Below are 14,229 nucleotides of genomic sequence, written 5' to 3'. Positions count from 1 at the left end.
AATGCCCCAGCAACTGATTGCGACAGAGGAAATCCTCTCGCGCCGTATCCTCGCGATTGATGACGAGGAAGCGAATGTCGCGCTCCTGCGCAATCTCTTGCAGCGCGAGGGGTACGAAGACGTCCACTGCCTGACCGACTCGACCAAGGCGCTCGAGACTTACATCGATCTTGAGCCGGACCTCGTCCTGCTCGACCTCATGATGCCCGAGGTGGACGGGTTTCAGTTGCTCGAAGCGTTCTCTCGCCACGACGCTGCGGATGAGTTCCGTCCCGTCCTCGTTCTGACTGCGGACACGACTATTCAGGCGCGGCGCAAGGCTCTTGCGCTCGGGGCGAAGGATTTCGTCGCCAAGCCATTCGATGTCATCGAAGTGGGCCTTCGCATCTCCAACCTGCTTGAAACGCGGCTGCTTTACGAACGTCTGCGCGCAGCCCCCGGCGTCTAGACCGTCATCGACGTGCCGCGATAGATCTTCGAGCGGTAGCGCGAGTCCTGCGCATCCGGCAGCGGCGCGCCGACCAGCAGAACAGCACGGGTAAAGCGCCGCAACTCCTCGGCATGTTCGTCAGCATCGCGCGGTTCCTCGCTCGAGACACGGCGGGTGAGGTTGATCTGGTTGACCGGCACGTCGTGGACCAACCTCTCATTCTCCACCGCAACCGTCGCGGTGAAAGCGTGCAGGCTCGTCTTGACGAAATTGGCGAGCGCCACTCCGGGACCATCGGAGCCATACGGCACGTCCGGCGACACCAGCACGACCTGGCATCCGTCATAAAGCGACGCCTTGCGCGTCACGCGATAGTGGCGGGTGATATTTGCCTCGACCATATGCGCGAAATCCTTGGTAGAAAGCGGGTTGCCGTCTTCGAACAGGTGATCGGGCAAGGGTTCACCCGGCATGGACAGGACCGTGGTGGGCTTGCCCCAATGGCCAAGCGCCTCGTCCATCGCTTCCTCAAGCCCATCACCCGCGATCAGCACTTCGAGCGCGTCTTTCGAAAGGTCGCCGGGCAACAGGTCGCGCACGGCCTTTTCACCGGACTTGTCTTTGGCGATCAGCACGACCTTGGCGACGCCGCAGCCTGATACGAGCTCTTCGATAGTCGCAGCGACATAATCGGACAGGTGCTCGCCGATGATCCAGACGGTTTTCCCCTTCATCTTGTCGATGCGCTCTTGCTTGGGGCTGCCGAACATCTCGCGCTCGGTGTTGGAGCGTTCGACCCGCAGGCCACCTGACGGCATGAAGGTTTCGCCGCTCACAGCGCGGTCGGCGAGGAAGAAGACGGTGGCTTGCGCAACCTCCGCCTCGGTCGGCATCGCGCCGAGGTGAAGCTGCGAGATCACGCCCTTGCCGACGCCGCTTGCGACCTTGTCGACCTGTGCGGCGGGGAGGAAGGGCTTGTCATCGGGAGGGGAGAGTTTGAGCCATGTCTGCTCGCTGCTCGACAGGCTCGCCCACTCGTTCGAGCCGAGCAGGAAGCCGCCGAGCTGAAGACGAACCAGCAAACGCTGCGCCATGGCGTCGGTCAGGAGATACTGATCCCAGGTGCACAGCCCATCACCCTGCGATGCGAAATCGAGTGCGAGCTTGCGCAGTTCCTCGGGTGCTTCTGCGTCATGGCTGAGTGTCGAAGTCGAATTGCGCGACAATCGCGTCAGGATCTTCGCCGCATCGCCGCCATCGCGGATCGCGTGGATCACCGCGGAATAGACCGCGTTCAATCGCTTGTTTTCAAGGATCAGCTTGGCGCGGCGCTGGAACAGGCCGGGTTTTCCGCCGGTGCCGGACAAGCGGTCGCCATCGACAGGGCCCGGCGCAATGGCGTTGCACTGCACCTCTGGCCCGAGGAACGGCGAGAACGCCTCGACCATGGCGCGCTGGCCCGCTTTCGACAGTCCGTAATCGGCGCGGTTGGGGTAGGCGACCGCGAGGAACTTTTCACCGCCGAAATAGGACGAGACATTGAGGACGTAACCCGAGCCCTGTTCCTTCATCAGCGGCACGACGCGCTGCATCAGGTGGTAGTTGGAGATAAGGTTCGCATCGAGCGTGAAGCGCCAGGCTTCGGGCTCCATGTCGATCACCATGTCCTCTGCGCCGGCGACGCCTGCGTTGTTAATGAGGTAATCAATCCGCCCGAACTCCTCGAGCGTCGCGTCTACCGCCTTGTCGAGCGAGGCGAAGTCGCTGACGTCGATATCGGCCATGTATTTGACGCGGCGTTCGACCCCGGCAAAGCCGATATCCTGTAGCTCGCCCACGATCCGGTCACGCGCGGCGACAAGCTCGCTTTCGCGTCTTGCGACCATCATCACTTTCGCGCCCGCAAGCGCGAGCAGTCGTGCAACCTGCCCACCGATCCCGGCCGAACCACCGGTGATGAAAGCGACCTTGCCAAGGTGCAGTCCGGTGATGTTCTCGGCAAAGCCGACCATGGCTTTGCGCGAGCCGGTTTCCTCGCTGATATTGGCGGGCAGCTTGAGGTCAATCTCGGCGATGTGCTGTTCGCGGAAGAGGACGCGGGTGGCATGGCCCGAGGCAAAGCGGGTGTTCTCGTCCTCGGTATTGGTGTGGCGCACGATCTGGTTCGACCACACGGCGTGCTCGGTCGAGCCATTGCCAGCCTGCACGCGTTCCTCATCGCGCCAGATGCGGATCAGCTGGGTGATGCCGGCGGAAAGGACCGAGGCAAACGAGTTTCCGAGCGGATCGCCCGGATTGGTCATGAAAACGCAGCGGGGAGGAGACTGAAGGTCCTCTCGCCCGTGCCAATACCGCGCAAGACTGCGCGAAACAGCAATCGCACCCACCAGCTCGGTGTCCATAAACTTCGTAACGGTATCATCGTCGGCGGCGAGCAGCGATCCGGTGAAGTGGCCCGAGGGTTTTACCGGCAAGATGATCGCGCCGGTGATCGCCCCGTCGACATCGCCGGAAAACGCGGCGAGCGCGTCTTCCATCGCATCGGGCTCTGCGCGGTTGAAGCGGGTAACGGTCAGCTCCTCGCCAATCCCTTGCGCTTTCAGCCGCGCATTGGCCTGCGCCACGTCGGCATTGCGAGCCAAGCCAAGGCGCACCTTTGCGCCTGATCCGATCAGTGTGTGAGCGGCGACCAGCGCATCGTCCCAGTTCTCTCCCGAGACGATGAAGATGTTGAGACCCGCCCCGTCGAGCGAGCGCATTGATGGCCGGGTCATATAGGTCGAGGCCGAGGTGCGGTTGGCGGATAGACCGTGGGTCACGTCCACTTCCTCGCCCGCAATTCCTGCGGCTTCCTCACTGGCAAGGAACAGGCACGTCCCCGCGATATCCTTCGGGTTGGGCAGAGGCTTGCCGTCGACCTTTCCGTTGACGCTGCGGGTGAGCGCCATGCGACCGGTGAAGTAGTTTGCGGTCGTGTCCTTGGGCTGGCTCTGCACCTCGTCCATCGCGGCAAAAACGGTGCGGATGCGGTCGCTTTCAATCGGGCCGGGGAAGACAGTGTTCACGCGGATGCCGCGCGGTCCGAGCTCGCTGGCAAGCTGGTTTGACAGCGCATTCAGCGCAGCCTTGGGCACGACATAAGCCGTGCGTCCGTAATAGCGCGTGTGGCTGAAAATCGTCGAGATATTCACCATAGCGCCGCCCACCGGCATCATGGGCGCAACGATACGCGCCATGTTCCAGGTGACGCCAAGGATGTTGAGCATCGCATCGCGGACGGTCTCGGTATCGCCGCACGCTTCCATCTCCTGAGGGCTGAGCGGTACGTTGTGGAGCGGCTGCTTGGGGCCAGCAGAACCTGCATTGTTGATGAGGATATCGACCCGGCCATATTCTTTGCGAAGCTTTGCCATCGCTGCGCGGATCGAATCTGGATTGCCGCCATCGAGGACGGCGGTGTCGATCCGCTCGGGCGCGACGCCGATGTCCGCGATGAGCTGTTCGCGCGCTGCTGAAATGCGATCTTCGGTCCGGCCTGTCATCACCACGAAGGCGCCTTCGCGGGCAAAGGCACGCGATATCTCGCTGCCGAGATTGCCTGCCGCACCCGTTATCAGCGCGACCTTGCCTTCGAGACGACCCTTGGCGGCGTTTCCTTCTTTGCTCAACTCGTCTCTCCGGTGTCAGAATGCACGGCGGCCCAATATTCGAGCAGCTCGTCTTTTGTTGTGAGGCCCATCGCGGGCAGGGCATGATTGACCACATAGGTCGCGCCCGAATGGCGGTTGTCCCACATCGACTGGTGCGCTTCGGGAAGACCCTCCCAGGGGACCATGGTTGGTTCGGTGACGTCGAGCAGGCCGGCTGCGACCATTTCGTTCATCATCGTCACTTCGTAGGCGTTGCACAGGTGCGTGCCGAAGATCTCGGCGCACGGCATGTAGATGCGCCTCTGCCTGGTCCAGACCTGCGGGGCGTAGAAAGTGTAGCGGCGCCCGGCCATCTCCTCGGCATAGATTACGCGCCCGCCGAACGGTTTGACGAGCGAGGTCGAGACGCCGAGCGTATCCTGCCCCGCACGCTCGATCACGAGGTCGGGCACACCGCGCGGGTTGTCGGGCGATCGCAGCAGCTTGCCCACTGCCGTCCCGAACGGCTTCATCGTGTTCTGCTGATAGGCGCGCACGCCGATCTTGAAGTTCTCGATATCGGTCCGCGCATCGGGCAGGCGCGGGAGCGTGTCGGGCCAGTGGAAGTCCGAAAGGCGGCGCTTGAGGCCCTCGATGCTGACAATGCCTTCGACAGCGTCCTCGAGGCCCAGCGATTGGAGGAATTCACGCTGTCCGTCGCTGGTGGTGACGATCACCATGCGCGCTTTCATCAGGCGCGCTGCCTCGACCATTTCGAGGCCCTTTTCGTCCGCCAGTTCGTGCGAGCCGGGGCCGTAATAGAGCAGCACGCTCTCCCCACCGCGCAGGTTCGCACGCGCGAGCATCTCCTCGGGCCGCGCTTCGCCGCCTTTGCCCATGAAGGAGAAGTGATAGCCCGATGACGCGCCATAAAAGGCGAGCCGCCCACCTTCCGCGAGAAGCTGGAACGAGCGCGGGAAAGCGCGTTCGCCAGCATGGCTGACCACGTAATCGGCGAGCTTGCCGCCATTCATTGCGCGGTAGGCGTCGAGGAGTTTCTCGCCATCCGCTTCCCATTGGCGTGCTTCGTCAGGGTCGTCTGGGACGGGCGTGAAGCAGTCGGCAATCTCGGGGTCCTTGCGATTGATCGCGCCGACAGCGCCGTGAGATTTCACGAACTCTGCGCGGTCTTCGCTCGAGACGAGGCCTGTCACGGCGAGGCCGGTGCGAACCGAAGACTTGAGCGCATCGAGACCCGTGCCCGTCGCCGACCCTTCGACGAAGGCGGTCTTTCCCGCCTGTATTTCCAGCGTAGTGAAAAGGCAGCGCGCCACGGTGCCAAGGTTGAGCGTGTAAGCGCCTGCTTGCTCAAGCGTCAGGTCGGCTGGCGGGCGGTGCAATTGCGGTCCCTGAACGGTCAGGAATTGCGCATGGCTGCCGGTCTTGGTCTCGTAGCCCTGGATCGCGAAGCCCGCATACATCGGATCATCGCCTGCAAGCGGCGAGAGCAATTCGCTCGTCCCCGAATAGACCGAGACAAGGTCGCCCACTTGCAAGCGGCCCTCTTCCTTCAGCTCGCTGCCGAGCGCGGCGACGAGCGCGAGCCCGCCCGATCCGGTGATCTGCACGTCTTCGTCATGTGCATCGAAAGGCGAGACCGGGATGCCGGTGAGCGCCCAGATGTCGTTGAAGTTCACTTCCGATGAGAGGAGGTAGATGAGCGCCTCGTTCGGTCCCGGTCTGGGAGTATTCACGACAAGCTCGCGCTCATGCGTTTCCGGTGGGCCAAAGCGCGGCGTGCCTGTGTCAGGATGGCGGGCGATGCCGAAGGCGAGTTGTTTTGGCGGGATGGCGGTGACGCCGGGGTAGAACGGTGCGCCCAGCGGCAAGAGGTCGCCCGCCTCGATCAACGCGGTCTTGGTCGCCTCGTGCAGATCATCCTCCCACACGCCATCGCGGCGCACGGGTAGGGGCGGGGACTGCTTGTCCATGAATTGCTGGATGCCGGTCTTGCCGCCTTCGGGATCGATGATGGCCTCGGCAAAGCGCTGCGCCTCGCATTCGAGCCCCGCTGTCATGCCCTGCGTCCAGCCGGTCCGCACCGCGTCCAGCGCACGCTCCCCCGCCTTGTCGCGGCCTGCCCATTCGAGCTGATTGAGGATACGTTGCAGAAATTCGTCTTGTAGCACCGCGTCGAGGTCGATGCTTGCGGGTTCGTGCCAGCTTTGCGTTTGGGTTTTGCGAGCGGCGAAGGCTTTGCCGAGTGCACTGTCGCCACCCGACCGCACGAATTCGCGGACCATCGCGTGGGCGTGGCTGAGCGCATTGTCCGACCCATCCGCGAGCGCATCGACCGCCCCGATCGCAAGCGCGGCGTCGGCATCAATCGCCCGCCCTCCAAGGATCAGGTCGAGCGCATCGCGAAGCCCCGTCTCTCCGCCCCGTTCCGCGAGCAGGCGCGGGAGGCGCTGTGTGCCGCCATAACCGGGAAGCAGCCGCAGATTGATCTCTGGCTGCCCAAAACGCGCCTTGGGTTCGGCGACGCGGTAGTGGCAGGCGAGCGCGAACTCCATCCCGCCGCCAAGCGCCACGCCCTGAATCGCGGCGATGCAGGGTTTGTCCATTTCCTCGATCGTGCGGAAGGCGAGCTGCGCGTTGTCGGGCAGAGCCTTGGCCTCATCGACGCTGTTCACTTCCTCCAGCATCTGGCGAATGTCTGCGCCTGCAACGAAGCTCGCCGTGCCGCTGCCGGTGAAGACCACGGCTGCGACATCGTCCTTGCGCGCAAGGTGCTCTGCAATGATCACGAGTTCGTCGAGTGCGCGTTCGTTGAGCGCGTTGACCGGAGGGTTCTTGACCGTGACGGTCGCGACCCGCTTGCCTGGGGCCACCAGATTGTACTGGATCGTGAAGAAGCGATAGCGCTCAAACAGGGCCTGCGTGTCAGACAGCGATTGCCGCCGCTTCCAGCCATCGACCGCGCGCGCGAGTTCATCGAGGCTCTCGGGATTGCGAAGGGTGGAGGCATCGCCGACTTCCCCGCCCTCGACCACGGCGCGCACCATTCGGCGCATGTATTTGCCCGAGCGCGTCTCTGGAAACTCGGACAGCTCGATGAAGTCCTGAGGCACAGCCACCGCGCCCTTTTCGGTGCGCACGAGGTCGGTCAGGCGGCGCTTGTCGTCCTGCGTCAGGCGGTGGCCTTCGACCGGGGTGACGAAGGCGATCGGGGTCACACCTTTCTGCGAATGAGGCGCGCCGATCACGATCACATTGCCAACCGGCGAGTTGGGATCGAGCGCCTTGTCGCGCAGGATCGCGCCTTCGATTTCCTCGGTCCCGATGCGGTGGCCCGAGACGTTGATCACATCGTCAGAGCGACCGTGGAGCGAGAAAGAGCCGTCCGGATGGCGCATGGCAAAGTCGCCTTGCGTGTAGGCCCATGCGCCCTTCCATCGCTGCCAGTAGGTGTCGGCGTAGCGGACCTCATCGCCACGCCAACCACCTGCTACGCGGGCCAGATTGCCCACGTGCTCGACCGTGAAATTCTCGACATCGCCCCAGATCGTGCGGGTGAGGTAGGGGTAGGGGAGCGCGATGACGATCTCGCCCTTCTCGCCATCCTCGGCCACCCGCCACGGCGCGCCGCCGGTGCCGGTGTCGCGCTCATATTCGACCGGGCCATTGCTGGAACCGTCCGCGTCCTCGACCCAGACGTCGCCCATGATCCAGGGCAGCGGATAAGTGTGCGCGTCGGCCTCAAGCGGGAAGCCGTCCGCATCGGCGAAGTGCGTCCACACCATCCCGCCATGCTCGGTCGCCCAGTAGGAATTGATGTAGCGGTGAGTGATATGCTCCATCGCGAAGGCCTGAACCGCGGGGGAAACCGGCTCTGCGCAGAAGGTTGCGACCTTCAGGCTGGCGAGGTCGTAGCGCTGGATGTCCTTAAGGTTCTCCGGGTTCTGCATCACCGACTTGAGGAAGGTGACGCCCGCCTTGAACACGTTGACGCCATATCGCTCGATGATCGAGGCAAAGCGGCCCGCGTGGGGAAAAACGGGCGAACCTTCGGTGATGACCGTCGTCACCCGCGACAGGAGCGAGGCGGCGATCTGGTAGCTTTGGCCCGTAATCCAGCCCGGATCGGCGACGACATACATGACATCGCCCGGCTCGGCCCCGAAGGCGGCAGGCATGGTCGCGGCAACACCGCTTGCATAGCCGCCATGGACGTGAACGACGCCCTTGGGCTTTCCGGTGGAGCCCGAGGTGTAGATAATGAAGTTGGGGTATTCGGCATCGACTGCAAGCACCGGCGCACCGGCCCAGATAGCGCGCACGAATTCGGTGTCGGAGAGCGCGAGCAGCGCCTCTTCATCGGCGATGTCGAAACCGGCATCGCGAGCAGCCTTGAGCAGTTCCTCGCCTGCCGCAGCGGTGAGGTTGTCGCTCCAATGGTCGCGCGCCTCGTTCCAGGGCAGGTCGGGCTGCGCGGTGTGCTTGACAACCACCACCGCGTCGACGCGGGGAGGGGAGTCCACAAGCGCGCTGGCGATGGCGATGCGCAATTGCGCCGCCTGTCGCGGGGTCATCGCGCCGCCCGCCGCTTCGCCCGATGCGATCGCGGTCAGCGCCTTGCCGACCCCGCGCATCACGTCGGATCGTTCGACCGTAACCTCGCCATCGAGCAGGTCGGCGACCTCGCTGCGGATGAGGCCTGCATGTTCGGGCGCCACCTCAAGCTCGCGGTTTTCGAGCGCTTGCCCGAGCAGTTCCATCGCCACCGGGACCGCGATGAAGTTGTCGAGCGCGGGGTCGGTGTAGCTCGGTTTGAACGGCACCATCTGCGCGTTGCGGTATGAGCCATCGGCGGTGACGACCACTTTCGCGCCTGCATCGGCGATGCGGTCGGAGAGGGTCTTGTCGCTGAATCCGCCGAAGACAGGCGTGTAGACGATACCCATCCGCTTCGCGCCCTGCGTCCAGTAAATCTGTTCCGGAATGCTCGGCATGTTGAGCGCGATGCGGTCGCCTGCCTCAAGGCCCAATGCCTTTAGCGCGAGCGCGCATTTTGCGCTTTCGAGGAGCAGCTTGCGTCGCGAGATCACTTCGCTGTCCACGGGGCAACCGCGCCCGCCTTCGCTGGCCATGTTCCAGCGGTCGCCTTCGAAGATCATTGCGGCTTCATCGCCGTGGCCGGACAAGACGTGGCGGTCGACTTCGTTGAACGCGGTGCTGGTCAGCCCGCCTTCGAACCAGCGCCAGTTGGGCGGGTCGTCATCGTTGAAAGCGCGTTCCCACGGCTCAAAGCTTTCGGGCAGGTCGAGCGTTATCGGGGCGGCGCTTGATGCGTCCCACCCTGTCCATGTCTTAGCGGCATCGTCGTAGAAGGCCCATGCCGGATTGCCTCCGGGCCCTTCGATCAGCCAGCAAATTGCTCGTTTGGCCAGTCGCCCATGAAATTCGCCCGGATCGCTCCGGCATTCTTCCCTGAGTCGCTGGAAGTGATCACGGTCCGATATTCTCAGGCCGTGAGACTGTTTTTCCAAATTATTGGACGAACCGATGTCATCGCCCTCCCCAATCATTGTGATGATCCCACAAGACGGTTACGGGGCGCTTACGCAAAATGTGTCGCAAGCGAAACCCCTTGCGCTCTTTTTGTGCCTTTCGACACCGATCCGGCGCAATTTTCAGTCAAGAAACGGCAGCGAGACGAAACGGTTCCTCACTTGCCGAAAAGCACCTGTCCACACGGGTCTTGCGGCGGGTTTCGGGCCTACGTATTGACGCAGGCCATGCAACAGACTGTCTCCGAAAAAGCGCCGAACGCACGCCCCCTGACGGGCCGTCCCGTCATCTCTGCGACCGGCCTCTTCACCCCCGAAGAATCGATCTCCAACGAAGAGCTGGTTGCCAGCTTCAACGAGTATGCAGATCGCTTCAATGCCTCCAATGCGGACGCAATCGATGCAGGCGATATCGAGCCGATGCCGCACTCCTCGGTCGAGTTCATCGAGAAGGCGAGCGGCATCAAATCGCGCCACGTGATGAGCAAGGCTCCGATCCTCGATCCGGAAATCATGACCCCGCGCATCGAAGACCGCAGCAATGATGAGATTTCGCTGATGGCGGAGATCGGCGTGATCGCTGCCAAGCAGGCGCTCGAGCGGGCAGGGCGCGATGCGAAGGACGTCGACGCTGTGCTTTGCGCCGCTTCCAACATGCAGCGTCCTTATCCGGCTATGGCGATCGAGATTCAGCAGGCGCTTGGTATCGAGGGCTTCGGCTTCGACATGAATGTCGCGTGCTCGTCGGCCACCTTCGGCATTCAGACCGCCGCCGACTATGTGCGCGCAGGCAACGCGAAGAGCGTGCTGGTCGTCAGTCCCGAGATCACGTCGGGCCACCTCAACTGGCGCGACCGCGACAGCCACTTCATCTTCGGCGATGTCGCGACCGCCGTGCTGGTCGAGGATGCCGCCATCGCGCCCGAGCAGCACTGGGAAATCCTCAGCACCAAGCTGAAGACCGTATTCTCAAACAACATCCGCAACAATTTCGGCTTCCTCAACCGCGCTCACCCGGAAAGCATCGGCGAGCCCGACAAGCTGTTCGTTCAGGAAGGCCGCAAGGTGTTCAAGGAAGTCGTGCCGATGGTCGCGGAAATGATCATCGAAGAGGCCGAGAAGCTCCAGATGGATCCTGCAACCCTGCGCCGCCTGTGGCTGCATCAGGCCAATGCCGGCATGAACCGCCTGATCGCTCAGCGTGTGCTTGGCCACGAAGCCAATTCGGATGAAAGCCCGACCGTGCTCGACACCTATGGCAACACGTCAAGCGCAGGTTCGATCATTGCATTTCACCAGCACAGCGATGACCTGAAGGCTGGCGATAACGGCCTGATCTGTTCGTTCGGTGCGGGTTATTCCGCCGGTACAGTGTTCGTGCGCAAGGTCGCCTGAGCACGCGCTTCAAGGAAACGGTCCCACGCAGCGATGATGCGCTGCGACGCCCACCAGATCGCCGCCACGGCGAGCAGTGAAACCAGCCCGTCGACCGCATAGTGGTAGGCGAGGTGGACGCTGCTGATCCACGTGATGAAGAAGAACACGCCAAAGAACGCGCCCCACTTACTCGACACGCGGCGCACGGCAATCCAGTAGAGGAATGCGATGGCGCAGTGCATGCTCGGCATCGCGGTGATGCCGCTGCCAAGGCCGCTATCGGCATTGGCATAGCGTTCGAGCAACATCTCCTGAACCGACAGGACCATGATCGGAACCTCTTCGTTCGCGGCGTAAAGGTAGGCCATCTGCGCGTCGAAGGTCGAGTTGCCGAGCATGGGGCCCACGAAGCATGGGCCAACCGATGCGAGCAGCGTTGCCATGAGGCCGCCGATCAGGAGCCAGCTCAGCACATAGGTCAGGAAGAACTGGCGACGCACCCGGCTGTCGATCCGCGCAAACACAAAGAACAGGACGCCCGGGTACAGAAGCAGGAACCAGAGGTGGTAGAGGAGGGCAAGAAACGCAGTGACGATCGGGAAGCCCAACACCGGCTGCATCACCTGCCAGGGATCATTGCCAAGGAAAATGGCGCGATCCCAGTCGATGAAAGCCTGATCCCAGACGTAATCCTGGAAAAGCGGGATTGCCGATTTCATCTTCGAGAAGAACGGCAACACCAGAATGGCAATGGCGATCAGTGGCAAGCCAGCCGCAATCTCTCGCCACAAGGGCTTTGCGAAATAGCGTTCGCGCAGGAAGCTGATCGGACTCTTCGGGCGATGCCGGACGATCTGCACCGTGCTGTCGTAGCAAAGCAGGATCAGCACGAACATCAGGAACAACTGGCTGTTTACCAGCGCGCCGCCAAGGCTTGGCGATATCCCATATGTCATCAGCAGCCCGATGCAGAAAGACATCAGCGTCAGCGAGATGACGTAGATCGGGACTTCGCCAAGGTAGCGCCGGGTGAGGGCGCCGACATCACGATATGAGACGCCCGTGTCGCTTGAGGGCGCGCGCGGCGATGCTTTTGAAATGGTGCTCATCACGACATCGCGAATTATGGTAAACAACTTAAGAAACGGTTGATCTTCGGGCGTGCGCGGGCGCTCGCTAGCGGCAATTGCGAGGCTCAATCCGTGTGCTGCGCGCGCAAACGTCTTGCTTGCTTGCGGGCCGGTTCTTAGATGCAGCATCTATGGCAGGCGAAATACTCGATAATCAGGGCCGCGGCGATGCAAGCTGGGGTTGGCCCGCAATTCACCCAGAAGGGCGCAAATATGGCGTGATCGCGATTGCGATTGCGCTGGTTCCGTTGATCATTCTCGATTGGGAAATCATCGGCTGGCCGTTGCTGCTTTTGTCAGCAGGCGTCTTTGCATTCTTCCGCGACCCGGAACGGGTGATCCCGCAAAGCGACAATGCGATCGTTGCTCCGGCCGATGGTCTGGTGACGCTCATCCAGCAGGTTGAACCACCTTCCGAGCTTCAGATGGACGATGGCTCAGGAAGTCAGGGTCTTGCTAGCGGACCGGTGACGCGCATCTCGATTTTCATGAGCGTGTTCGACGTTCACATCAATCGCGCGCCCATCGCTGGCACGATCCGGCGCGTGGTCTATGTGCCGGGCAAGTTCGTGAATGCCGACCTCGACAAGGCGAGCGAAGAGAACGAGCGCCAGCACATCCTGATTGAGCGCACCGACGGCCTCAAGATCGGCTTCACGCAGATCGCCGGGCTGGTCGCTCGCCGGATCGTGCCGTTTGTGAAGCCGGGCGATCTTGTTGCGAAGGGCCAGCGGGTGGGTCTCATCCGTTTCGGTAGCCGCGTCGACGTATATTTGCCCGCAGGAACCGATCCCAAGGTGCTGATGGGACAGCGGATTATTGCTGGTGAAACGATCCTTGCCGAAGTCGGCGGTCAGGCATTGCTTGAAGGGATCGCGCAATAACGCGCGCCGGGAACCAAGAGCGCGCGATGCGAGTAGGCTCTGCATGAGCAACCGCAACTCTCGCAAAAAGACCGGTACCTCGCCCGCACGCGTTGGACCCAAGGGCTATGAAGGCGAAGAAGGCGAACCGGGGAGCGATGATACCTCCGGCGGAGGCCTGACGCTTCGCGCGATGCTTCCCAATGCGATCACGGCTGCGGCCCTGTGCGCAGGACTTACCGCAGTGCGTTTCGCGATCGAGGAGCAGTGGGCCTACGCGATCCTGATGATCGCGCTCGCTGGTGTGCTCGACGGCATGGACGGGCGCATCGCGCGGTTGCTCAATGCCCAGTCGCGCTTCGGGGCCGAGCTCGACAGTCTGGCTGATTGCTTGTCCTTTGGCATGGCACCCGCGCTCATTCTCTACATGTGGGCGCTTCAGGATCTGAGCCGTTTCGGATGGTTTGCCGCGCTCGCTTTTGCGATCTGCTGTGCTCTCAGGCTCGCTAGGTTCAACGCCAGGATCGATGTGGAGGACCAACCGCACAAATCCGCTGGTTTCCTAACCGGTGTTCCCGCTCCCGTCGGGGCAGGGCTGGCCTTTACGCCGTGCTACCTGTGGCTCGAAACAGGTGAGCCGATTTTCCGCGACCCGCTGATCCTTGCAATCTGGGTCAGCATTATTGCGGTCTTGCTGATTTCGAACATGGCGACGCTTAGCTGGACTGCGATCCGGCCACGCAGGGGCATTCGTTTGTGGGTGATTGCGCTCGTCGCGCTCGCCTTTGCGGCCTTGCTGCTTGAGCCTTGGTGGACGCTGACCGCAATCAGCCTGACCTATCTCGCGCTGATGCCGTACGCTCTGTTCAAGTACGGCAAGGTCAAGCGCCGCCGCGCTTTAAGGGCGGCTAACCGGCAAGCTGAAGGCTAGCGAGAGCGCGCTTGCGACCGTGCGAGCGTATGGCCGATGCGACCGTGCGACGCGGCTGGGACGAGGCGGGACGACGAAGGCGCGTATCGCGTGCCTCAACCGCCGGAACGAAGCCCGCATCGAGCAATGCCTGTTCGCGGCGCAGCACGCCATAAGCGCTGCTACCACGGATCCAGCTGTCGATGAGGCTCAGCCCGGTGGCGATCGCTGTCACGGTGAACAACGCTGTGAGGATCATTGCGAGCATCATGTGAGCGGTCCTTTCCTTCCCTTTCGAAACCCCCGCCGATCATTTAAGT

General features: G+C 62.4%; 8 protein-coding genes. 4 read left to right on the top strand and 4 right to left on the bottom strand.

From position 1 onward, the window contains the following. Position 1: 1 nt before the first annotated feature. Positions 2–448: a response regulator gene (locus AC0V6T_RS08650; protein ID WP_486126059.1), complete on the top strand. Its 447-nt coding sequence runs from the start codon at positions 2–4 to the stop codon at positions 446–448. On the opposite strand, the gene AC0V6T_RS08645 is transcribed toward AC0V6T_RS08650, so the two are convergent. Together AC0V6T_RS08645 and AC0V6T_RS08640 are read right to left on the bottom strand one after the other, a co-directional pair. After that, a complete protein-coding gene (locus AC0V6T_RS08645) occupies positions 445–4,098 on the bottom strand; it encodes an SDR family NAD(P)-dependent oxidoreductase (protein ID WP_486126057.1) in 3,654 nt (1,217 codons plus the stop codon). The two genes, AC0V6T_RS08650 and AC0V6T_RS08645, sit on opposite strands and share 4 nt — an antisense overlap. Beyond that, entirely contained in the window at positions 4,095–9,647 is a 5,553-nt protein-coding gene (locus AC0V6T_RS08640; RefSeq protein ID WP_486126055.1) for an AMP-binding protein, read from the bottom strand. The genes AC0V6T_RS08645 and AC0V6T_RS08640 overlap by 4 nt, the downstream gene beginning before the upstream one ends. A gap of 210 nt (positions 9,648–9,857) precedes the next feature. Between AC0V6T_RS08640 and AC0V6T_RS08635 the strand changes: the two genes are divergently transcribed. Continuing rightward, positions 9,858–11,024 carry a beta-ketoacyl-ACP synthase III gene (locus tag AC0V6T_RS08635; RefSeq protein WP_486126053.1) on the top strand — a complete coding sequence of 389 codons (1,167 nt, stop codon included), beginning with the start codon at positions 9,858–9,860 and terminating at the stop codon, positions 11,022–11,024. On the opposite strand, the gene AC0V6T_RS08630 is transcribed toward AC0V6T_RS08635, so the two are convergent. Then, on the bottom strand, positions 10,985–12,115 hold the full coding sequence (locus tag AC0V6T_RS08630) for a phosphatase PAP2 family protein (protein WP_486126051.1): 1,131 nt from the start codon (positions 12,113–12,115) through the stop codon (positions 10,985–10,987). The genes AC0V6T_RS08635 and AC0V6T_RS08630 overlap by 40 nt on opposite strands. Before the next feature lie 152 nt (positions 12,116–12,267). Between AC0V6T_RS08630 and AC0V6T_RS08625 the strand changes: the two genes are divergently transcribed. Beyond that, positions 12,268–13,020, top strand: coding sequence for a phosphatidylserine decarboxylase (locus AC0V6T_RS08625; protein ID WP_007163684.1), 753 nt, complete (start codon positions 12,268–12,270; stop codon positions 13,018–13,020). Positions 13,021–13,063: 43 nt separating this feature from the next. Next, the gene (gene pssA / locus AC0V6T_RS08620; protein WP_007163685.1) at positions 13,064–13,930 is read left to right on the top strand and encodes a CDP-diacylglycerol--serine O-phosphatidyltransferase; all 867 of its coding nucleotides are present in this window, start codon (positions 13,064–13,066) and stop codon (positions 13,928–13,930) included. Here the strand turns inward: pssA and AC0V6T_RS08615 are convergent. Next, the gene (locus AC0V6T_RS08615; protein WP_486126048.1) at positions 13,908–14,180 is read right to left on the bottom strand and encodes a hypothetical protein; all 273 of its coding nucleotides are present in this window, start codon (positions 14,178–14,180) and stop codon (positions 13,908–13,910) included. The genes pssA and AC0V6T_RS08615 overlap by 23 nt on opposite strands. Between the last annotated feature and the right edge of the window lie 49 nt (positions 14,181–14,229).

It is taken from the genome of Erythrobacter sp. S158, from assembly GCF_057364915.1.
This window is presented reverse-complemented; position numbering and strand designations above follow the sequence as displayed.

What these genes read in the sequence shown, in the direction of transcription:
- AC0V6T_RS08640 (WP_486126055.1), bottom strand. Translation starts at nt 9,647, where the DNA reads ATGATTGGGGAGGGCGATGACATCGGTTCGTCCAATAATTTGGAAAAA.
- pssA (WP_007163685.1), top strand. Translation starts at nt 13,064, where the DNA reads ATGAGCAACCGCAACTCTCGCAAAAAGACCGGTACCTCGCCCGCACGC.
- AC0V6T_RS08625 (WP_007163684.1), top strand. Translation starts at nt 12,268, where the DNA reads ATGGCAGGCGAAATACTCGATAATCAGGGCCGCGGCGATGCAAGCTGG.
- AC0V6T_RS08650 (WP_486126059.1), top strand. Translation starts at nt 2, where the DNA reads ATGCCCCAGCAACTGATTGCGACAGAGGAAATCCTCTCGCGCCGTATC.
- AC0V6T_RS08635 (WP_486126053.1), top strand. Translation starts at nt 9,858, where the DNA reads ATGCAACAGACTGTCTCCGAAAAAGCGCCGAACGCACGCCCCCTGACG.
- AC0V6T_RS08630 (WP_486126051.1), bottom strand. Translation starts at nt 12,115, where the DNA reads ATGAGCACCATTTCAAAAGCATCGCCGCGCGCGCCCTCAAGCGACACG.
- AC0V6T_RS08615 (WP_486126048.1), bottom strand. Translation starts at nt 14,180, where the DNA reads ATGATGCTCGCAATGATCCTCACAGCGTTGTTCACCGTGACAGCGATC.